Origin of the sequence: Streptomyces roseus (genome assembly GCF_001044425.1) — a bacterium.
Taxonomy (GTDB): domain Bacteria; phylum Actinomycetota; class Actinomycetes; order Streptomycetales; family Streptomycetaceae; genus Streptomyces; species Streptomyces roseus.
This window is the reverse complement of the sequence record NZ_LFML01000020.1, coordinates 33458-52235: the sequence shown is the minus strand read 5'-3', so window position 1 is coordinate 52235 and position 18778 is coordinate 33458. Positions and strand designations below refer to the sequence as shown.

21 protein-coding genes are annotated in these 18778 nt (G+C 72.2%); 8 read left to right on the top strand and 13 right to left on the bottom strand.

Annotated elements, in window-relative coordinates; translation table 11 throughout:
• Positions 1 to 5: 5 nt before the first annotated feature.
• A complete protein-coding gene (locus ACS04_RS05895; RefSeq protein ID WP_048475440.1) occupies positions 6 to 1076 on the bottom strand; it encodes an AAA family ATPase in 1071 nt (356 codons plus the stop codon).
• Positions 1077 to 1101: 25 nt separating this feature from the next.
• A complete protein-coding gene (locus ACS04_RS05890) occupies positions 1102 to 3186 on the bottom strand; it encodes a VMAP-C domain-containing protein (protein WP_048475439.1) in 2085 nt (694 codons plus the stop codon).
• Positions 3187 to 3319: 133 nt separating this feature from the next.
• Here ACS04_RS05890 and ACS04_RS05885 point away from each other — a divergent pair, with 133 nt between their 5' ends.
• On the top strand, positions 3320 to 3505 hold the full coding sequence (locus ACS04_RS05885) for a DUF6104 family protein (RefSeq protein WP_030190019.1): 186 nt from the start codon (positions 3320 to 3322) through the stop codon (positions 3503 to 3505).
• 80 nt (positions 3506 to 3585) lie between these two features.
• On the opposite strand, the gene sodN is transcribed toward ACS04_RS05885, so the two are convergent.
• Positions 3586 to 3981, bottom strand: a complete 396-nt coding sequence (gene sodN / locus ACS04_RS05880; RefSeq protein WP_048475438.1) for a superoxide dismutase, Ni — start codon at positions 3979 to 3981, stop codon at positions 3586 to 3588.
• Positions 3982 to 4163: 182 nt separating this feature from the next.
• Between sodN and sodX the strand changes: the two genes are divergently transcribed.
• Positions 4164 to 4583: a nickel-type superoxide dismutase maturation protease gene (sodX, locus tag ACS04_RS05875; protein WP_078864470.1), complete on the top strand. Its 420-nt coding sequence runs from the start codon at positions 4164 to 4166 to the stop codon at positions 4581 to 4583.
• On the opposite strand, the gene ACS04_RS05870 is transcribed toward sodX, so the two are convergent.
• Positions 4487 to 5116, bottom strand: coding sequence for a CGNR zinc finger domain-containing protein (locus tag ACS04_RS05870; RefSeq protein WP_048475436.1), 630 nt, complete (start codon positions 5114 to 5116; stop codon positions 4487 to 4489). The genes sodX and ACS04_RS05870 overlap by 97 nt on opposite strands.
• 82 nt (positions 5117 to 5198) lie before the next feature.
• Here ACS04_RS05870 and ACS04_RS05865 point away from each other — a divergent pair, with 82 nt between their 5' ends.
• The gene (locus ACS04_RS05865; RefSeq protein WP_048475435.1) at positions 5199 to 5954 is read left to right on the top strand and encodes a class I SAM-dependent methyltransferase; all 756 of its coding nucleotides are present in this window, start codon (positions 5199 to 5201) and stop codon (positions 5952 to 5954) included.
• A 98-nt stretch (positions 5955 to 6052) separates the two neighbouring features.
• Here the strand turns inward: ACS04_RS05865 and ACS04_RS05860 are convergent, their stop codons facing one another.
• The 3 genes from ACS04_RS05860 to ACS04_RS05850 are packed head-to-tail and all read right to left on the bottom strand — an operon-like array spanning position 6053 to position 8773.
• Positions 6053 to 6820 carry an amino acid ABC transporter ATP-binding protein gene (locus ACS04_RS05860; RefSeq protein ID WP_048475434.1) on the bottom strand — a complete coding sequence of 256 codons (768 nt, stop codon included), beginning with the start codon at positions 6818 to 6820 and terminating at the stop codon, positions 6053 to 6055.
• A complete protein-coding gene (locus ACS04_RS05855) occupies positions 6817 to 7767 on the bottom strand; it encodes an amino acid ABC transporter permease (protein ID WP_048475433.1) in 951 nt (316 codons plus the stop codon). The genes ACS04_RS05860 and ACS04_RS05855 overlap by 4 nt, the downstream gene beginning before the upstream one ends.
• A 46-nt stretch (positions 7768 to 7813) precedes the next feature.
• On the bottom strand, positions 7814 to 8773 hold the full coding sequence (locus ACS04_RS05850) for an ABC transporter substrate-binding protein (RefSeq protein ID WP_048475432.1): 960 nt from the start codon (positions 8771 to 8773) through the stop codon (positions 7814 to 7816).
• Between the two features lie 524 nt (positions 8774 to 9297).
• Here ACS04_RS05850 and ACS04_RS05845 point away from each other — a divergent pair.
• The 4 genes from ACS04_RS05845 to ACS04_RS05830 all read left to right on the top strand — a co-directional run bounded on the left by ACS04_RS05845 (position 9298) and on the right by ACS04_RS05830 (position 12753).
• Positions 9298 to 10500, top strand: a complete 1203-nt coding sequence (locus ACS04_RS05845) for an NAD(P)-dependent malic enzyme (protein WP_048475431.1) — start codon at positions 9298 to 9300, stop codon at positions 10498 to 10500.
• A 463-nt stretch (positions 10501 to 10963) separates the two neighbouring features.
• Positions 10964 to 11926 carry a zinc-binding dehydrogenase gene (locus ACS04_RS05840; protein ID WP_048475430.1) on the top strand — a complete coding sequence of 321 codons (963 nt, stop codon included), beginning with the start codon at positions 10964 to 10966 and terminating at the stop codon, positions 11924 to 11926.
• A 57-nt stretch (positions 11927 to 11983) separates the two neighbouring features.
• Positions 11984 to 12193 carry a helix-turn-helix domain-containing protein gene (locus ACS04_RS05835; RefSeq protein WP_008741547.1) on the top strand — a complete coding sequence of 70 codons (210 nt, stop codon included), beginning with the start codon at positions 11984 to 11986 and terminating at the stop codon, positions 12191 to 12193.
• Positions 12193 to 12753, top strand: a complete 561-nt coding sequence (locus ACS04_RS05830; protein WP_048475429.1) for a Clp protease N-terminal domain-containing protein — start codon at positions 12193 to 12195, stop codon at positions 12751 to 12753. Before ACS04_RS05835 ends, ACS04_RS05830 begins: the two co-directional genes overlap by 1 nt.
• Positions 12754 to 12778: 25 nt before the next feature.
• Here the strand turns inward: ACS04_RS05830 and ACS04_RS05825 are convergent, their stop codons facing one another.
• The 3 genes from ACS04_RS05825 to ACS04_RS05815 form a co-directional block, all read right to left on the bottom strand.
• On the bottom strand, positions 12779 to 13741 hold the full coding sequence (locus tag ACS04_RS05825) for a PadR family transcriptional regulator (protein WP_048475428.1): 963 nt from the start codon (positions 13739 to 13741) through the stop codon (positions 12779 to 12781).
• A 1-nt stretch (position 13742) separates the two neighbouring features.
• On the bottom strand, positions 13743 to 14672 hold the full coding sequence (locus tag ACS04_RS05820; protein ID WP_048475427.1) for a DUF4097 family beta strand repeat-containing protein: 930 nt from the start codon (positions 14670 to 14672) through the stop codon (positions 13743 to 13745).
• Between the two features lie 131 nt (positions 14673 to 14803).
• Positions 14804 to 15736, bottom strand: a complete 933-nt coding sequence (locus ACS04_RS05815) for a LysR family transcriptional regulator (protein ID WP_048475426.1) — start codon at positions 15734 to 15736, stop codon at positions 14804 to 14806.
• Between the two features lie 207 nt (positions 15737 to 15943).
• Here ACS04_RS05815 and snpA point away from each other — a divergent pair, with 207 nt between their 5' ends.
• On the top strand, positions 15944 to 16609 hold the full coding sequence (gene snpA / locus ACS04_RS05810) for a snapalysin (protein WP_048475425.1): 666 nt from the start codon (positions 15944 to 15946) through the stop codon (positions 16607 to 16609).
• Here the strand turns inward: snpA and ACS04_RS05805 are convergent, their stop codons facing one another.
• The 3 genes from ACS04_RS05805 to ACS04_RS05795 form a co-directional block, all read right to left on the bottom strand.
• Entirely contained in the window at positions 16610 to 16846 is a 237-nt protein-coding gene (locus ACS04_RS05805) for a hypothetical protein (protein WP_053080708.1), read from the bottom strand.
• A gap of 114 nt (positions 16847 to 16960) precedes the next feature.
• Positions 16961 to 17572, bottom strand: a complete 612-nt coding sequence (locus tag ACS04_RS05800) for a GNAT family N-acetyltransferase (protein WP_048475424.1) — start codon at positions 17570 to 17572, stop codon at positions 16961 to 16963.
• Positions 17573 to 17708: 136 nt separating this feature from the next.
• Positions 17709 to 18764, bottom strand: coding sequence for a family 2 encapsulin nanocompartment cargo protein polyprenyl transferase (locus ACS04_RS05795; RefSeq protein ID WP_048475423.1), 1056 nt, complete (start codon positions 18762 to 18764; stop codon positions 17709 to 17711).
• Positions 18765 to 18778 lie beyond the last annotated feature (14 nt).

The following is an 18778-nucleotide window of genomic DNA, read 5'->3' as shown; positions in this document are numbered from 1 at the left end:
GGCCCTCACCTCGGGCGGTCGAGGCGCTGGATGAGCAGGTCGGCGAGGTCCTCCCGGGTGGGCGGAGCGGCGTGGTGGGTGAGGTAGATGGCGTTCAGGAGCTGGTCGGCGGCCACGAGTTCGGACTGGGAGCGGCTGAGGAACTCCCGGATCAGGTCGGCCCCGAGCCGGGCGGCCTCCTCGCCGAGGTGTGCGCGGACCATGGTGGCGAGCCGCTTCTCGCCGGGCTGGCCGAGCTTGAGCTGGATGCAGCGGCGCAACAGGGCGGCGGGGAAGTCCCGTTCGCCGTTGCTGGTCAGGATGATGAAGGGGAAGGCCCGGCAGCGGACGCGGCCGCCGCGGACGGTGACCTTCGCCCCGTCGTCGGTGAGCACCTGCACCTCGGGCTCGGTGTCGGCGACGCGTTCGAGCTCGGGGAGGGCGAACTCGCCCTCCTCCAGGACGTTCAGGAGGTCGTTGGGCAAGTCGATGTCGCTCTTGTCGAGCTCGTCGATGAGCAGGACGCGGGGACGCTCGGTGGGCAGCAGGGCCGTTCCGAGGGGGCCGAGGCGGATGTACTTGCCGATGCCGGGGACGGGGGGCGCGGCCCGGCCCGGCCCGGCGCCCGGTGCCGGACCCGGCGGGCCGGCCGGCGGACCCCACGGCGGGCCGCCGCTCGCGGCGATCTGCACGTCCTGGAGCCGGGCGATGGCGTCGTAGCGGTACAGCCCCTCCTGGAGCACCGTCCGCGAGACCACGGGCCAGCGCAGCACCCGGCCGAGTTTCAGCTCGTGAGCGACGGCGTGGGCGAGGGTGGACTTCCCGGTGCCCGGATAGCCGGTGACGAGCAGGGGCCGGCGCAGGTACAGGGCCGCGTTGATGGCCTCCAGCTCCTCCGGCTCGGGGCGGTGCAGTTCGGCGGCCTGGCGGTGCGCGCCGAGGCGCCGCGTGACGTTGCCGTCGGCCGTGTCCGCCGGTCCGCCGGGCTCGCCGACGGGGCCGCCGTCGAAATCCCGCCACGGCGGCGGGTCGGGCAGGGCCTCGATCCCGTCGTGGGGTTCGCCGACCCCCCGGTAGATGAGCCATTCCTCGTTCACGCCTGCTCCCTCCCCCTCCCGCCCGTCACAGGTCGCCCTGCAGCGGTTCGTCTTCGGGCAGCGCGCGGGCCGGGTCGTCCCATACGAGGGCCATCCCGTCCGCCCAGTACGCGTCGGGGTCGGCCCCGTGCGCGCGTGCCCGCAGTGCCTGGAGCCGGACCGGCAGCGGCGCTCCCCGCGCCGCCTCCGTCAGCTCCTCGCGCAGTCCGCGGTGGAACGGCGCGCAGTCGGCCGCCGGGTCCTGCGGGGGCCGCCGGGTGACGGCCACCCCGTACCCGGCGTCCCGGATCCCGTACAGGGAGCTGCGGGTGGGTTCCTCCTCGGCGGCCCGGCAGTGCACGGGCACGGTGTTGTCCGGGAGCGCGTCGAGCCATTCCGGCGCCGGGGTCCTGGGGCGGCCGCGGTCGCAGTCGGCCCGCTCGTCGGCCGGCGGACCGGCCTGGACGCGGTTCCAGCGGTCGGCCCGCCGGTGGTCGGCCTCATCGTCGTTCGGGATCGCGCCGCCCGTCGCGGCCGGATAGCGGAAGACGACCGGCCGCTGGACGCCCAGCGGGGTCCGCCCGGCCACCGTCCACGTGTCCACGGGCAGCCCGAACAGCTCGGGCGCCACGGCGACTTCGAGGAGGGCCGCCGCCTCGTGGGTGTCACAGCGCCGGAAGGCCTCGGCGAGCGGGACCCGCAGCACGTCGGCGAGAGCGGCCCGAGTGGCCCGTACGCCCGAGTCCACCGGGGTCACCCGGCCCGGGTGGGCGGGACCGTAGAGCACCGAGACGCGCCAGTCGTAGACGTCCTCCCAGCCGTGCGCCCAGGCCTCCAGCAGCACGGACGGGCCCTGGAGCAGGGTGCCGGACGGCCGGGTGTGCCCGTGGGGTTGGCGGTCGACGCGGGCGCGGCGGCTGCGGTCGCGCTGCGCGAGGCCCCGTTCGTGCCGTTCGCCGAGCTCCCGCCGCAGGGGCCGCCACAGCCGCGCGGCGGTGGCCCGCACCCAGTCCCACAGCTCCTCGTCGGCGCCCGGGGCGGGGGGCTCGCGGTGGTCGGCGACGCTGACGTCGGTCGCGTAGCGCAGCATCGCGGCGGCCTCGCCGGCGCCGTCCGGCGGATCGTGCAGCATGCCGAGCCCGTCGCGCCAGCTGAGCGGGGCGGGCAGTCCGGGGTCGGGCTCCTCGCCGCGGGCCGCCTCGACCAGGGCCCGTACCTCCTCGGAGGAGCGGGGCGGGGGCAGTTCGGCGAGCAGCCCGCACAAGGTGGTGCGCTCGGCGGCGGTGAGCCGCCTGCCGCCCTCGTACGGGTCCTCCCGCGCCGGGAGTTCGCCGTGGACGTCGGTCCAGGTGCGGCGGCTGCCGCGATCGCTGAGGTGCTGGTCGTAGTGGTAGAGGTCGTGGGCCTGCATGACGCGGCGGTAGAGCCCGACCTGGCCGGTGGCGGCCAGCGGCAGGGTCCGTAACTGCACGACGGACACGGCGAGTCCGCCGCCACCGCCGCTGCGGCGGGCCTTGACCACGCCGACGACCTCGCCCCGGGCCAGGTCCACGACCGGGCCGCCGGACATGCCGGGCTCGATCTCGTCGTCGTCGCCGAGGCGCAGGGCGGCGCCTGCGGCGGCCGTGCCGCGCAGCCGGGTGGTGCGGCCGGTGATCTCGGGGGCGCCGAGGTCCTCGGTGCAGCCGAAGTAGGCGACCTCGTCGGGGCGGGGTCTGCCGCGGTCGGTCAGGCGTACGCAGGCGTGTGTGATCGGGGCGAGGACGCGCACCAGTGCCAGGTCGGGCAGGTCCCACAGGGCGCGGCGGGCGGGGCGGTGCTCTTCCAGCCGCTCGGGCAGGACGCACTCGACGCGGCCGGTGACGGTACCGGTGGCGCCGTCGGCGCCGGAGGGGAAGGTGATGCCGAGCTCACGCCCCGCGAGACGCACCGCCGCACCCCCTTCACCGACGACGTGCGCGCACGTCAGCACCCAGCCCGGGGCGATGAAGAACCCGCTCCCCCAGGTGGGACCGGTCCCACGGGGTGCATACCCGTCCGGGGCCGCGTGGACGCGCACGGTGGCCGCCTGGACGAGGGGTTCGAGGAGCTCGAAGGCGCGCGCGGTGCCGCCCGTGCGCCCGTCCTGCATCCCCTGCCCCCTCAGGTGTGGAGACCCTCCAGGCTAGCGCCGGGTACCGCACGAGGGGAGGTCTCGCCGGGTATGCGGATTATCCTGGCGGGAAACACCCCCTGTACACCTTCATCACGGCACGGAGCCCGACTTGTACTTCACCGATCGCGGCATCGAGGAGCTGGAGAAGCGGCGCGGCGAGGAGGAGGTCACCTTCGAGTGGCTCGCCGAGCAGCTGCGCACCTTCGTCGACCTCAACCCGGACTTCGAGGTCCCGGTGGAGCGCCTGGCCACCTGGCTCGCCCGCCTGGACGACGAGGACGAGGACGAGGAGTAGGCCCGCCGGCCCGCACGCACGGCGAAGGGGCCCGACCGTCACCGGTCGGGCCCCTTCGCCGTGCGTGGGCGAGGCCTGGATCAGGCGGCCTTGGTCTCCCAGAAGATGCGGTCGATCTCGGCGATGAGGTCGAGCGCCTTCTGGCCGGTCGCCGGGTCGTTCGACGCCTTGGCGGCCGAGAGGGCCTTCAGGGTGTCGTTGACCAGGGTGTGCAGCTGCGGGTACTTCTCGAAGTGCGGGGGCTTGAAGTAGTCGCTCCACAGCACCGAGACGTGGTGCTTGGCGAGCTCGGCGCGCTGCTCCTTGATGGTGATGGCGCGCGCGCGGAAGTCGGCGTCCTCGTTGGCCTGGTACTTCTCCTGGACGGCCTTGACGGACTCGGCCTCGATGCGGGCCTGGGCAGGGTCGTACACGCCGCACGGAAGATCGCAGTGGGCGGAGACCTTCGCCTTGGGGGCGAAGAGGCGGGAAAGCATGGAGTTTGTCCTCCTCGTGATCGTCTTCTCAAGGGGGAGATTACTCCGTGGCGCAGGGGATTTCGCGAGCGGCCCCGTGGGCTTGGGACAAAAGTCCAGGGTGGCGTGCGGACCGGTGAGCGAATCTACGGAAGGCTGCGGCAGCATGCGCAGTGAGGCGAGAGCGGGCGAGGAGGTCGGGCATGGCGCACAGAAGGCACTCGCGGACGGCGTTCGAGGTGGTGGAGGTGGCGGGACCCTCGATGGTGCCGACGCTGCTGCACGGGGACCGGCTGGTGGTGCGGTACGGGGCGGACGTCCGCCCGGGTGACGTGGTGGTGCTGCGGCACCCGTTCCAGCAGGACCTGCTGGTGGTCAAGCGGGCGGTGGAGCGGCGGCCGGGCGGCTGGTGGGTGCTCGGGGACAACCCGTACAACGAGACCGGCGACAGCACCGACTACGGGACGGTGCCCGAGGAGCTGGTGCTGGCGACGGCGGTGCTGCGCTTCCGGCCGCGCGCGGCGGATCAGAGTTCGCTGAGGGCGCGGCTGTCCTGGGCGGTGTCGGCGCTGCGGCCGCTGTGGCCGGACGCCTCGGCTTCCAGCCGTTTGCGGGCCCGGTAGGCGGCCACGTTGGCCCGGGTGGCGCAGCGGTCGGAGCAGTAGCGCCGGGAGCGGTTGGTGGAGGTGTCGAGGTAGGCGTTGCGGCAGGGCGCGGCCTGGCACAGGCCGAGGCGGTCGGGGCCGTGCTCGGTGAGGTGGAAGGCCAGGCCGAAGGAGGCGATCGCGGCGTAGCCGGCGGAGGCGTTCGAGGGGTGGTCGGCGAGGTGGATGTGCCAGTCCGGGCGGCCCTCGTCGTCGAGGTACTGGTGACCGGAGACCTGCGGGCTGACCGGGAACTCCATGAGCAGGGAGTTCAGCAGGTCGACGGCGAGGACGTGGTCGCCGCCGTCGGCGGCCTCGAAGACGGCGCGCAGCCGGCCCCGGACGTTGCGGAAGCGGGTCACGTCGGTGTCGGTGACCCGGCGGGCCATCTGGGTACTGGCGCCGAAGAGGGCGCGCACGGCGTCGACCGAGGTGAGGGCGTCCTTGTTGCGGGCCGGCTCCTCGGTGTTGACCAAGCGCACGGCATAGTCCGAGTAATGGGCCAGTTCCACTTGTAGTCCTTACGGATGCGGTTTAGGGTCTCGAAGTAACGGCTGATACTTCTTCGAGGGTATTACGACTGGAGGGCGAGCGATGGCGGAGACCACGACCGACTGGCAGGCCTGGCAGGAGAGCTGGGACCGGCAGCAGGAGTGGTACATGCCCGACCGCGAGGAGCGGTTCCGGGTGATGCTGGACATGGTCGAGGCACTGGTGGGACCCACCCCCCGGGTGCTGGATCTGGCGTGCGGTACGGGAAGTATCACGGACCGCGTCCTGCGGCGGTTCCCGGACGCCACCAGTACGGGTGTCGACCTCGACCCGGCGCTGTTGACCATCGCCCGGGGCCACTTTGCCGGCGACGACCGCGTCGCGTTCGTCACGGCCGACCTCAAGGACCCCGAGTGGACCTCGGCCCTCCCCCACGACACGTACGACGCGGTGCTCACGGCCACCGCCCTGCACTGGATGCACTCCCCGCAGCTGGCCGTGGTGTACGGGCAGCTCGCCCCGCTGCTGCGCGAGGGCGGGGTCTTCATGAACGCCGACCACATGCCCGACCCGGCGACCCCGCGCCTGAACGCCGCCGAGCGGGCCCACCGGCACGCCGCGATGGACCGGGCCCGCGCGGCCGGCGCGCTGGACTGGGCCGACTGGTGGGCCCTCGCGGCCGCCGACCCGGTGCTGGCCGAGCCGACGAAGCGCCGGTACGAGATCTACGGCGAGCACGCCGACGGGGACACCCCCGACGCCGCCTGGCACGAGCGGACCCTGCGCGAGGTGGGCTTCGCGGAGGCCCGGACGGTCTGGCGCTCGCCCTCCGACGCGCTGGTCCTGGCCCTGAAGTGACGCTCTTGTAGGAAAGTGAGAACTTTCCGCGGCCCGACGCGCATGCGAGAGGGGCGGTACGGGAATCCCGTACCGCCCCTCTCGTCCGTCGGCGCCGGCTACAGCACCTTGGACAGGAACGCCTTCGTGCGCTCGTGCTGCGGGTTGCCCAGCACCTCGCGCGGGTGGCCGGACTCGACCACGACGCCGCCGTCCATGAAGACGAGGTTGTCGCCGACCTCGCGGGCGAAGCCCATCTCGTGGGTGACCACGATCATGGTCATGCCCGATTCGGCCAGGTCCCGCATGACGTCGAGGACGTCGCCGACGAGCTCCGGGTCGAGCGCCGAGGTGGGCTCGTCGAAGAGCATCAGCTTCGGCTCCATGGCCAGCGCGCGGGCGATCGCCACGCGCTGCTGCTGGCCGCCGGAGAGCTGGGAGGGGTAGTTCCCGCCCTTGTCGCCCAGGCCCACACGGTCCAGCAGGCGCACCGCGCGCTCGCGCGCCACGGCCTTGCTCTCGCCCTTGACCATGACGGGGGCTTCCATGACGTTCTCTATGGCCGTCATGTGCGGGAAGAGGTTGAAGCGCTGGAAGACCATGCCGATCTCGCGGCGCTGGGCCGCGACCTCGCTGTCCTTCAGCTCGTAGAGCTTGTCGCCCTTCTGCCTGTACCCGACCAGCTCACCGTCCACCGAGAGGCGTCCGGAGTTGATGCGCTCCAGGTGGTTGATGCACCGCAGGAAGGTCGACTTGCCGGAGCCGGACGGGCCGACCAGGCAGAAGACCTCGCGGGGGGCGACTTCGAGGTCGATGCCGCGCAGGATGTGGGCGGCGCCGTACGACTTGTGGACGCCCTCGGCCTTGACCATCGGCTGAGCGGTCATCGCGCGACCTCCGTACGGCGGAACATGTTCAGGTTGGCCTTCAGACGCTGGAACGGCGTCGGCGGCAGGTTGCGCGTGGAACCACGGGCGAAGCGGCGCTCCAGGTAGTACTGGCCGACGCTGAACACGCTGGTCAGGGCCAGGTACCAGAAGGAGGCCACGAACAGCATCTCCATGATGGCACCGGCCGTGTTGCCGATGTTCGACGAGGCCCGCAGGAGTTCCGTGTACTGCACCGCCGAGACCAGGGAGGAGGTCTTCAGCATGTTGATGAACTCGTTGCCGGTCGGCGGGATGATCACGCGCATTGCCTGCGGGAGGACGATCCGGCGCATGGTCTTCGTCTGCGGCATGCCGAGCGCGTGGGCGGCCTCGGTCTGGCCCTCGTCGACCGACTGGATGCCGGCCCGGACGATCTCCGCCATGTACGCGCCCTCGTTCAGGCCGAGGCCCAGGAGGGCGACCATGAACGGGGTCATGACGTCGACGGTCTCGTTCTTGTAGATCGGACCGAGGTTGATGTACTGGAAGATCAGCGACAGGTTGAACCACACCAGCAGCTGCACGTACACCGGGGTGCCGCGGAAGAACCAGATGTAGAGCCAGGAGACGGCGCCGGTCACCGGGTTCTTGGAGAGCCGCATCACCGCGAAGACGATGCCGAGCACGAGGCCCAGCGCCATGGCGGAGACGCTGATGATCACGGTGTTGCCGAGACCGCTCAGGACCGCCGGGTCGAACAGCTTGTCGCGGACCGTCGCCCAGATGACGTTGCCGTTGGCGAACGCGTAGCCGAGCCAGGCGAGCAGGGCGACGACCACGACGCCGCTGACCCAGCGGCCGTAGTGGCGCACCGGGATGGCCTTGATGGCCTCGTACGGGAGGCCCGAGGCGCCGGGTCCGGCCGGCGGGTTTTCGGCCGGACCCTTTTCGATCTTGTCAGTCACAATGACTGCCCTTCAGTGGAGCGTGGAGCGAGGGACTTCGCGGGACTTACTGACCTGCGTTGACCGTCGCGGACTTGACGGCGCTGTCCTGCACGTTCCACTTCTCCAGCGCCTTGGCGTAGGAGCCGTCCTTGATCGCGGCGTCGAGGGCCTGCTTGAGGGCGTCGCGGAGCTGGGTGTTCTCCTTGCTCACGCCGATGCCGAAGAGGCCGACGCCGCTCTGCTGGCCGGCGATCTCGAAGTCGTTGCCGCCGCCGGAGGTCTTCACCGTGTAGGCGGCGACCGGGTAGTCGTTCAGGTCGGCGACGGCGCCGCCGGCCTTGACGCGGGTCTGCGCCTCGGCGTCGGTGTCGAAGGCCTGGATGGTGAGCTTCTTGTCACCGCACTTCTCGGCCTGGGCCTTGAACGCGTCCTCGTACGTCGTGCCGCGCTGGACGGCCACGGTCTTGCCGCAGAGGTCGTCCAGGGACTTGATGCCCTCGGGGTTGCCCTTCTTGACGAGGAGCGAGAGGCCGGAGGAGAAGTAGTCGACGAAGTCGATCCCCTTGCCGATCTTCTGGCCCTTGTCGTCCAGGCCCTCCTGGCGCTGCTTGTTGTCGGTGATCGAGGACATGATCGCGTCCTCGCGGCCGGTGTAGATCGAGGTGATCAGGCCGTCGAAGGTGCCGGCGGTGAACTGCATCTTCACGCCGAGCTGCTTGCCGAGCGCCTCGGCGATGTCGGGGTCGACACCGACGATCTTGCCGCCCTCGACGAATTCCATCGGGGCGTAGGCGGAGTCCGTGCCGATCTTGATGACACCGGCGTCCTGGATCTTCTTCGGCAGGGCCGAGAAGAGCGGGGCGCTGCTGTCCTTCGAGGTGCCGCCGGAGGGGGTCGCGGAGGAGCCCTTCTCCGTCTGGTCGCCACAACCGGTGAGGATCAGGGCGCCGGCGACCGCGATCGCGCCGACCGCGGCGATCCGGGACCGGGCGGCGGTCGTACGACGGGTGGTGCTTGCGGTCATGAGCTGGTTCCTCCGGCAGGCTGGGGGAGCATCCGAGAACGGGTCGAGCACGCACCTTCGAGTGTCGCGACCTCGTGTGATTACGGCATCTTGCCATTCGGACTGACGCATTCAGGCAGTTCGTCAGGTCAAAATCGGATAACGGGTGGGCGGTGGTACCCAACAGGACTGCGGAATGGGGGGTTCGAGACCGAAGGAACCTCCGTGACCAGGCCTTTTTGACGGAGTATTTGCGGTCCGTCTCGTCCATTGGACACAGACGTTTGGACCTTTCGCCGAAAACAGGACAAGAGGTCTGCAGTCGAGCCGGAATCGACTCGTCTGGGTGAGCGTTCTTCGGGTACAACGGATCCTTACACCCCTCATCCGGGGCTCAGGGCGCGCGTGCGGCGCGCCCGCGCGTACGAACCTCCCCTCCGCGGAGACGGCCCAATCGTCGATGCGGAGTACGGACGCGGTGCCCGCCCACCCCTTAACCAGGTGTGGTCACCCTCAACGATTCAAAGACCTAAGGGGCCAAGAAAGTGGCAGCGGAGATCGTCAATCCTCGCAGCGACAGCGCGACGGACAACAACCCGGACGCGGTGTTCGCGCTGCACCGGGGCGGCAAGATGGCCATCCAGGCCACGGTGCCGGTCCAGAACAAGGACGACCTGTCCCTCGCGTACACGCCGGGCGTGGCGAAGGTCTGCAGCGCCATCGCGGAGCAGCCCGAGCTGGTGAACGAGTACACCTGGAAGTCCAACGTGGTCGCCGTCGTCACCGACGGTACGGCCGTGCTGGGACTCGGTGACATCGGTCCCGAGGCCTCCCTCCCCGTGATGGAGGGCAAGGCCATCCTGTTCAAGCAGTTCGGCGGCGTGGACGCGGTGCCGATCGCGCTCGCGACCAAGGACGCGGACGAGATCGTCGAGACGGTCATCCGTCTGGCGCCGTCCTTCGGCGGGGTGAACCTGGAGGACATCTCCGCCCCCCGCTGCTTCGAGATCGAGCGGCGGCTCCAGGAAGCCCTGGACATCCCGATCTTCCACGACGACCAGCACGGCACGGCGATCGTGACCCTGGCCGCCCTGCGCAACGCCGCGAAGCTGACCGGGCGCACGCTCGGCGACCTGCGCGCCGTGATCTCGGGTGCGGGCGCGGCGGGCATCGCCATCGCCAAGATCCTCGTGGACGCGGGCATCGGCGACGTCTGCGTCACCGACCGCAAGGGCGTCGTCTCCGCGGACCGCTCGGACCTGACGGACGTCAAGGCGGAGATCGCGGGCCTGACGAACAAGACCGGCCGGACCGGCTCCCTGGAAGCGGCCCTGAACGGCGCCGACGTGTTCATCGGCGTCTCGGGCGGCACCGTGCCGGAGGAGGCGGTGGCCTCGATGGCGAAGAACGCCTTCGTCTTCGCCATGGCCAACCCGAACCCGGAGGTCCACCCGGACGTCGCGCACAAGTACGCGGCCGTCGTGGCCACGGGCCGCAGCGACTTCCCGAACCAGATCAACAACGTGCTGGCGTTCCCGGGCATCTTCGCGGGCGCCCTGAAGGTCCGCGCGAGCCGGATCACCGAGGGCATGAAGATCGCCGCCGCCGACGCCATCGCCGGCGTCGTGGGTGACGAGCTCGCCGCCGACTACGTGATCCCGTCGCCGTTCGACGCGCGCGTCGCCGAGGCCGTCACGGCCGCGGTCGCGGCGGCGGCCAAGGCCGACGGCGTGGCCCGCCTGGCCTGACCGGCAGCGGTACGCACAGAGGGGCCCGGCCGGATGCACATCCGGCCGGGCCCCTCTGCAGTGGGACACACCCTCCCCGCCCCCGAGCCGGGAGGGGATGCTCCGCCTCAGCACCCCGACGGGGCTGACGCCCCGTCAATGAGAAGGCGGCCACAAGGTGGCAGGCCCATGGCGAGTCGGCGGTATGGCGTGAATATTACCGCCCTCCGAGGCTTGATCCGGACGTTCCGTTTTCACCCCCGGGCCGCACAAGACCGCACGTGACAGCGTTGGTTGAGCGAGCAACGAATGATTCCGTTCGACTACCGGACGGTTCGATGCGGACGCCGGAACACACGCCGGAACACGCCCGCCCGGTTCCCGCCCGCGGCCATCGTTCCGCGGGGCCGGGTGCGACGAAGACCTCACCGCCACGGCCCCGGCGGGTCTGGCCCGAAGCGCTACCGGGCGGTAGCGTCGCGGCATGTTCGCTGCCTACGCCGCCCGAATCGACCGTGACCAGCCGCTGAGCGGCCTCGTGCTGGGCGAGCGCCCGGCCCCCGGGGCCCGCCCCGGCTGGGTGACCGTGAACGTCAAGGCCGCCTCACTCAACCACCACGACCTGTGGTCGCTGCGCGGGGTCGGCCTCGGCGAGGACAAACTCCCGATGATCCTCGGCTGCGACGCCGCCGGCACCGACCAGGACGGCAACGAGGTCGTCCTGCACTCCGTGATCGGCCAGAGCGGCCACGGCGTCGGCCCCGACGAGCCGCGCTCGATCCTGACCGAGCGCTACCAGGGCACGTTCGCCGAGCAGGTGACCGTGCCCGCCTGGAACGTCCTGCGCAAGCCCGCCGAGCTGTCGTTCGAGGAGGCCGCCTGCCTGCCGACGGCCTGGCTGACGGCGTACCGGATGCTGTTCACCAACGCGGGCGTGCGCCCCGGCGACTCGGTACTGGTGCAGGGTGCGGGCGGCGGCGTCGCCACCGCCGCGATCGTCCTCGGCAAGGCGGCGGGCCTGCGGGTCTTCGCCACCAGCCGGGACGAGGCCAAGCGCAAGCGGGCGGTGGAGCTGGGTGCGGTGGAGGCCTTCGAGCCCGGCGCGCGGCTCCCGCAGCGGGTGGACGCGGTGATCGAGACGGTCGGCGCCGCCACCTGGTCGCACTCGGTCAAATCGCTGCGCCCCGGCGGCACCCTGGTCATCTCGGGCGCCACGAGCGGGGACCGGCCCGCGCACGCCGAGCTGACGCGGATCTTCTTCCTGGAGCTCAAGGTGGTCGGTTCGACGATGGGGTCCAAGGACGAGCTGGAGGACCTGCTGGCGTTCTGCGCGGCGACGGGGGTGCGGCCGGTGATCGACGAGGTCCTGCCGCTGGACCGGGCGCGCGAGGGCTTCGAGAAGCTGGAGGCGGGCGACCTGTTCGGAAAGATCGTCCTGACGGTGTAGTCGTCGGCCGTCAACAGCGGTTGACACCCTCATGCCTGTCAACCTAGATTGACAGGCATGACAGAAGCGACCGATCTCGCCGAGCGGGCCGGTGACCGCGATCCGCGCGTGGGCCTGCGTGCCGTGGCCGCCCTCCGCAGGCTGCTGGAGCAGCTGGAGGCCGTACAGGTACGCAGCGCCCGTGCGCAGGGGTGGTCCTGGCAGGAGATCGCGGCCGAGCTGGGCGTCAGCCGGCAGGCCGTACACAAGAAGCACGGGAGGGTCTGATGTTCGAGCGCTTCACGCGGGACGCCCGGGACACCGTCGTGGCGGCCGTGGGCGAGGCCCGGCGGGCAGGGGCCGCCACCGTCACCGAGGAGCACCTGTTGCTCGCCCTGCTGGGCCGGGGAGCGCTGGACCCGCTGGGCGTGGACCGCGCCGCGATGGCGGCGGACCTCGCCGCGGCGCGCCGCCGTGGCGGCATGTCCCGGGCGGACGAGGAGGCCCTCGCGGGCCTCGGCATCGACCTGGACGCGATCGTCTCCCGGGTCGAGGAGGCCCACGGCGAGGGCGTACTGGCCGCCGCGGCCCCGCGGCGGCTGACCCTGGGCTCCTCGCTCCGCTCGGCGCTGGGCCGTGCGGAGCCGGTGAGCCGGCACGTCCCCTTCGCCCAGCGGGCGAAGAAGACGCTGGAGAAGTCCCTGCGCATCGCGCTGGGCCGCCACGACGGCCACATCGCCACCGTGCACCTGCTGCTGGCGCTGCTCTCGCTCCCGGGCACCACCGCCGAGGTCCTGGCGGACCACGGCGTCACGTACGCGGCGGCGGAGGCGGCCCTGGCGGCCTGACGGCTCGCGCGGTACCGCGAGGGGGCTACCGGCGGGGCCGGAGCGTCTCGGCGAGGCGGTCCGCGGCCGCCGCGAGGTGGGCGCGGACCTCGGCCAGCTTGGCCGGGGTGACCCCGTGGTCGCGTGCCGCGTCGCGTACGTCGTCGCGGAAGCGGTCCAGCAGCCGGTCCAGGTCGCGGGCCGGGTCGCCGGAGGGGGTGAGGTCCTCGGCCCAGCGCGGGCCGACGGGGGCCGAGGGGGCGGCGCCGGCAGCGGTGTCCTTGCCGGTCCCCGCGCCGCCGGGGCTCGTACCGGTGCCGGAGCCGGTGCTCGTACCGGTACCGGAGCCGGAGCCCGCGCCGGTGCCGCCGAGCCAGCTGCCGGCCAGATTCCCCAGCATCCCGCCGGACTTCGCGAACTGCTCCTGGAACTGGCTCGCGATCCGCATGACCTCCTCGCGCGCCCGCTCCTGCGCCTCCTTGGCCTGGCGGCGGGCCGCCTGCGCCTCCTCGCGGGCCCGGCGGCTCTCGTCCTTGGCCCGGCGCGCCTGTTCCTTCCACTCCTGCTTCGCCTTGCGCAGCTCCTCCTTGGCCGCCGCCCAGGACGCGTCCTCGACCGGAGTCGCCGAGGCCGAGGCCGCGGCCCGCATCTCCCGCCGCAGCGCGCCGGCGGCCCCCCGTACGTCGTCACGGATCTCGGCGGCCAGCTCGGAGACGGAGTCGCGGATCTCCAGCTCCAGGTCTGCGAGTTCACCGCCACGGTCGGCCAGTTCGGCGCGGCCCGCCTCGGTGATGGAGTACACCTTGCGCCCGCCTTCGGTGGCGTACGTGACCAGCCCCTCGGCCTCCAGCTTGGCCAGCCGGGGGTACACCGTGCCCGCGGAGGGTGCGTACAGGCCCTGGAAGCGCTCCTCCAGCAGGCGGATCACCTCGTACCCGTGTCGCGGGGCCTCGTCCAGCAGCTTGAGCAGGTAGAGGCGGAGGCGGCCGTGGGCGAAGACGGGCGGCATGTCAGAGCACCTTCTTGTCGAGCACGAGCGGGGCGGCGGGGCCTTCGTCGGCGCCGGCGTCGGCGGCCGGGCGGCGCAGCAGGGCGATGGAACCCGAGACGGTGGTGGCCCGCAGCGTGCCGGAGCCGGAGCCGAGCGTGCCGGTGATGTGCTTGGCGGCGAAGCCGCCGGAGACGACCAGGTCCTCGAAGGCGTTGGAGAGGCTGCCGGTGGTGGTGTTGGCCTCCACGCGGGCGTCGGCCGGGTGCGGGAGGCGGATCGCCACCTGCCCGGAGACGGAGTTCAGGGAGATGTCCACGGGACGCGGGGCGGCCGGGTCGGGGGCGAGGTCGACGAGCATGTCGCCACTGACCGAGTCGGCCCGTACGCTGCCGCCGGCGCCGTCGACGACGGTCAGGCCGCCGGAGACGGAGTGGAAGCCGAGCTTTCCGGTGAGGGACTGGGCCTCGACGCCGCCGGAGACGGTGTTCGCCGCGACCTTGCCGGACAGGCCGACCAGCGTGACGTCGCCGGAGACCCCGTGGACGTCGGTGTCCGCGGCGATGCCGGAGACGACCGCGGCGGCGCTGACGCCCGCGAGCTGCACGCGGGTGGCGGCGGGAACGGTCAGGGTCACGGTGGCGCTGCGCTCCCAGGCCTTGCGGCCGAGCCCGGTGCGGGACCAGGACTTCCAGGGCTTGGTCTCGAACCACTCCTTGAAGCCCTGGGCCCCGTTCCAGGGGAGGTCCTCGTAGGAGACGGTGAGGGTGCCGCCGTCCTGGACGACGTACAGCGGCGGGCCGTCGAGGGCGGCCACCTCAAGCCGGGCCGGACCCTCGTCGGCGACGACGTTCACCGCGCCGCCGACGACGCGGACGCGGAGCTCGGTCACCGGCTCCTCGAAGGTGAGCTTCTGCGGTGCGGCGATCGACCACGTCTTCTGCTCTGCCATGGTGCTTGAGCCTCCTCGGCGTACGGACACGGCACGCAACATATCGCGTCTTCCGAGAACACGATATATCGCGGCACGCCGAAGTCAAGCCCCACCCGGAGGGCAGTCGCGTTGTGTCGCGAGTCGGCGCGCTACGCGGCCAGGAGGGGGCTCTCGTGGTGGTGGAGCCAGGCACGGTACGGAGGCGTGCGCAGGGCGGCCTCGCGGTAGGCGGCGCGCAGGTCCTCGAAGACCTCGGCGTGCGCGCCCGGGCGGGAGGCCAGCAGCAGCCGGACCGCCAGGGGGTCGCCGGAGAGCGGGCGGATCGCCATGTCGTCGCGCGGCCCCGACGTCGGCTGGCAGGGGGCCACCGCCTCGCCGGAGACGATGAGCGAGGTCGCGGTGTGGTAGTCGGCGTGCAGGACGGGCGGGTCCAGCCCGGCCCCGGCGAACACCCGGCGCAGGCCGTCCCATTCGCCGTCCACGGAGGGGTCGACCGTCCACCGGTCGGCCGCCAGGTCCTGTAACTCGACCACCGGCCGGCGCGCCGCCGGGTGGTCCCGGGACATCGACACGAACTGCGGCTCCCGCTCCATCAGGACCCGCAGCTGCAGCCCGGCGGGGATCAGCAGCGAGCTGCCCTCCACCTCGTGGACGAAGGCGACGTCCAGCTGGCCGGAAGCCACCATCCGCAGCAGGGCGTTGGCCGAGACGTCCACCACCAGCGAGGTCTCGGTTTCCGGCATCCTGCGGTGGATCCGGCGCAGCCACCCCGGTATGGCGCGGCTGGCGGTGGAGCCGATGTTCAGCCGCGGTCCGCGCGCCAGCGCCCTGGCCTCGGCGACGAGCGCGGCCATCTCGGCCAGCAGCGGCCGGGCCCGGCCCAGGACGGTGCGGCCGAACGGGGTGGGCCGGCAGCCGGTGCGCTCGCGCAGGAACAGTTCCCCGTCCAGAGCGCGTTCGATGCGCCGCAGCTGGGTCGTCAGGGAGGGCTGGCTCACGCCGAGCTGCCGCGCGGCTTTGTGCAGACTGCCGGCGTCGGCAATGGCGCACAGTGCGCGCAGGTGCCTCACCTCAAGCTCCATGACCCGAGGGTAGGCCGGTCCCAGCGGACCGCACCAGCCACTGATACCCCACCGAATCCCGCCATTCTCATGGAAGTTGACCTTCCGAAATCTTCCCGATAGGGCGGCGCTATCGGTGGCTGACATCATCCGCCGGCCGCTCCCGCTCCCGCAGACTCCGGTACCGAACGACCACCCCCCGCACCGGATGAGTAGGAGCTCCCCCACATGCGCCACTCCCGTACGTCCCGAAAGGCCGTCCTGGCCGCCACCATCGGCCTCGGCTTCGCCGCCGCGCTCGGCGCCGTCCCCACGGCCAGCGCCGCCCCCGCTCCCGTCGGCAACTCCGCGAGCTACGCGGCGTACGAGCGCTCGCAGGAGAACCAGGACGCGAACCGCGCCTTCTTCGAGGCCGTGCAGCGCTCGGTCGCCGAGCAGCGCGCCGCGAACCCGGGCGTCCTCGCGGTGACCGTCACGTACAACACGCGCAACGCGCCCAGCTTCCGCAGCCAGATAGCCAGCTCCACCCAGATATGGAACAGCTCGGTCTCGAACGTGAAGCTCCAGGAGGTCTCCTCCGGCGGGAACTTCTCGTACTACGAGGGCAACGACTCGCGCGGTTCGTACGCGAGCACCGACGGCCACGGCCGGGGCTACATCTTCCTCGACTACCGGCAGAACCAGCAGTACAACTCCACCCGGGTCACCGCGCACGAGACCGGCCACGTGCTCGGCCTGCCGGACCACTACTCGGGCCCCTGCTCCGAGCTGATGTCGGGCGGCGGTCCCGGCACCTCCTGCCAGAACCCCTACCCGAACAGCACGGAACGCTCGCGCGTGAACCAGCTGTGGGCCAACGGGCTGGCCGCGTCGGGCCTGGGGACGAAGGGCTAGTCAGAGCTCGGGCAGTTTGGCCACCTCGGCTTCGTACTCGGGGCAGTCCGGGTTCCGGCAGGGACCCGGCACCCATTCCGGAACGAAGATCCCGAGCGCCTTGCGCCGCCGCACGAGGGTGTTGACGGAGCGACCGCAGACCGGGCACGTGAGCTGTTCGTGCCCGGCCTGCGGGGCCACGACCTCGTGCGGCTGCGGGTGGCGCCGATCCTTCTGTTGGTGCTGTTCACCGGCCATACCTCCACGGTAGGCCGGTTCCGCGCGTCCGGCGGTGCCCGGCGCCCGGCGACGTACCGCGACCGGGGCCGTGCGGTGCGTACGCGCTCGCGGGGGCACTCGCGTCCGCGGTCCTTACGCGGCCGTCCCCTGCGGCTTGCGCCACATGGGCCACATCAGCGGACCCTGCGGCAGCCGCACCGCCTCGCCCGTGAACACCCAGCCGAGCCGCTCGTACAGCTCCCTGCTGCGCTCGCTGCTCGCCTCCAGGTAGGCCGGCACTCCCTCGCGGTCGCAGCGCTCCAGCACCGGCCGCATCAGCTCCGTCCCGAGGCCCTCGCCCTGGCGGTCCGGGGCGACCGCGATCATCAGCAGGTACTCGTGCTCCTCGGCGGTCGGGTGGACCTCGCCGGTCAGCCGGCCGACGAGCTCGCACCGCTCGTTGCCGGGGTCGGCGGCCGCCCGCATCCGCGCCGGCACGTCGTCCTCGGCGGCCTCCCCCTCCGGATCCCCGGCCGGGACGCGCAGCCACAGGGCGGCCGCCGAGCCGTCCACCGCGTAGTCGATCCGGCCCTCCTCCAGGGCCACGTCCACGAAGACGCCCAGGAACTTGGCGTGGACCGCCGCCCGGTGCTCCGGGTCCGGGAAGACCCAGCTGCTCACGGGGTCGGTGCGGAAGGCCTCGTCGAGGAGGCGGGCCACCGCGTCCCGGTCCGACTGCTCGGCCCGACGTATCTCCAGCGCCACTGGTCACACCCTTCGCTCACGTCTCAACCACCGCGAGCGATCCTAGAGTTGCTCCAGAGCGGCGGAAAGCCCTGTTCCGGCACCATGAGGTGCCGGAACAGGGCTTGCGCGCAGCGCGGCGGCCCCCGCCACGCCCTCACTTCGTACGCCGCGTCACGAACTCCGCCAGCGCCAGCAGCCCGCCCGCCGCCCCCAGGTCCGGCACGGCCCGGGACAGCAGCTGCACCGCCCGGCCCATCCGGTCCGCGGCATGGGCCTGCGCCCAGTCGCGCCCGCCGGCCCGGTCCACCGCCTCGGCCGCCTCGCGCACGTCGTCCCCGGTCATGGGGCCGGCGTACAGGGCCGCCAGCTGCTCGCCGGCCGCGGTGCCCGAGGTGAGGGCGGCCACGACCGGGAGGGACTTCTTGCGGGCGATCAGATCGGCCCCGGCGGGCTTGCCGGTGTGCACGGGATCCCCCCAGATGCCGATCAGGTCGTCGATCAGCTGGAAGGCCAGCCCGGCCTCCCGCCCGAACGCGTCCATCGCGTCGACCTCGTCCGGTCCGGCGCCCGCGTAGAGCGCGCCGAGCGCGCAGGCGCAGCCCAGCAGGGCGCCGGTCTTGGCCGTCGCCATCGTCAGGCACTCGTCGAGGGAGACGTGCGGGCGGTGCTCGAACGCGCAGTCCGCCTGCTGGCCGGCGCACAGCTCGATGACGCAGGCCGAGAGCCGCGCCGAGGCCGCCGCCGAGGCGGGGTGCGGATCCTGCGCCAGCAGCCGGGTCGCGAGCGCCATCATCGCGTCGCCGGTGATGATCGCGTCCGGTATCCCGAACACGGTCCAGGCGGTGGGTCTGCCCCGGCGCTCGGCGTCCTTGTCGATGACGTCGTCGTGCAGCAGCGTGAAGTTGTGCGCCAGCTCCACGGCCGTCGCGGCCCGTACGACGCCCTCGGCCTCCTTCTCGTCCCGGTCGCCCCGCAGGGCCCGGGCCGCGGCGAGCACGAGGGCGGGCCGGATGGCCTTGCCCGCGTTGCCCGCGGCCGGGGTGCCGTCCGCCCGCTCCCAGCCGAAGTGGTACATCGCCACGCGCCGCATCGAGCCCGGCAGGCTCTCGACGGTGCGGCGCAGCTCCGGGTAGACCGTTTCCCTCGTCCGCTCCAGCAGCGCCGCGGCCTCGTGCCCCTCGCCGGTCGTGATCGCCTCAGTGGTGCCCATGGCGTCTCCCCGAT

Bases quoted from the DNA above. Each gene is read 5' to 3' on its own strand.
- ACS04_RS05830 (WP_048475429.1), top strand. From the start codon at position 12,193: ATGTTCGAGCGCTTCACGCGGGACGCCCGGGACACCGTCGTGGCGGCC.
- ACS04_RS05815 (WP_048475426.1), bottom strand. From the start codon at position 15,736: ATGGAGCTTGAGGTGAGGCACCTGCGCGCACTGTGCGCCATTGCCGAC.
- sodX (WP_078864470.1), top strand. From the start codon at position 4,164: ATGGCGCACAGAAGGCACTCGCGGACGGCGTTCGAGGTGGTGGAGGTG.
- ACS04_RS05805 (WP_053080708.1), bottom strand. From the start codon at position 16,846: ATGGCCGGTGAACAGCACCAACAGAAGGATCGGCGCCACCCGCAGCCG.
- ACS04_RS05820 (WP_048475427.1), bottom strand. From the start codon at position 14,672: ATGGCAGAGCAGAAGACGTGGTCGATCGCCGCACCGCAGAAGCTCACC.
- ACS04_RS05795 (WP_048475423.1), bottom strand. From the start codon at position 18,764: ATGGGCACCACTGAGGCGATCACGACCGGCGAGGGGCACGAGGCCGCG.
- ACS04_RS05860 (WP_048475434.1), bottom strand. From the start codon at position 6,820: ATGACCGCTCAGCCGATGGTCAAGGCCGAGGGCGTCCACAAGTCGTAC.
- snpA (WP_048475425.1), top strand. From the start codon at position 15,944: ATGCGCCACTCCCGTACGTCCCGAAAGGCCGTCCTGGCCGCCACCATC.
- ACS04_RS05840 (WP_048475430.1), top strand. From the start codon at position 10,964: ATGTTCGCTGCCTACGCCGCCCGAATCGACCGTGACCAGCCGCTGAGC.
- ACS04_RS05850 (WP_048475432.1), bottom strand. From the start codon at position 8,773: ATGACCGCAAGCACCACCCGTCGTACGACCGCCGCCCGGTCCCGGATC.
- ACS04_RS05865 (WP_048475435.1), top strand. From the start codon at position 5,199: ATGGCGGAGACCACGACCGACTGGCAGGCCTGGCAGGAGAGCTGGGAC.
- ACS04_RS05835 (WP_008741547.1), top strand. From the start codon at position 11,984: ATGACAGAAGCGACCGATCTCGCCGAGCGGGCCGGTGACCGCGATCCG.
- ACS04_RS05890 (WP_048475439.1), bottom strand. From the start codon at position 3,186: ATGCAGGACGGGCGCACGGGCGGCACCGCGCGCGCCTTCGAGCTCCTC.
- ACS04_RS05825 (WP_048475428.1), bottom strand. From the start codon at position 13,741: ATGCCGCCCGTCTTCGCCCACGGCCGCCTCCGCCTCTACCTGCTCAAG.
- sodN (WP_048475438.1), bottom strand. From the start codon at position 3,981: ATGCTTTCCCGCCTCTTCGCCCCCAAGGCGAAGGTCTCCGCCCACTGC.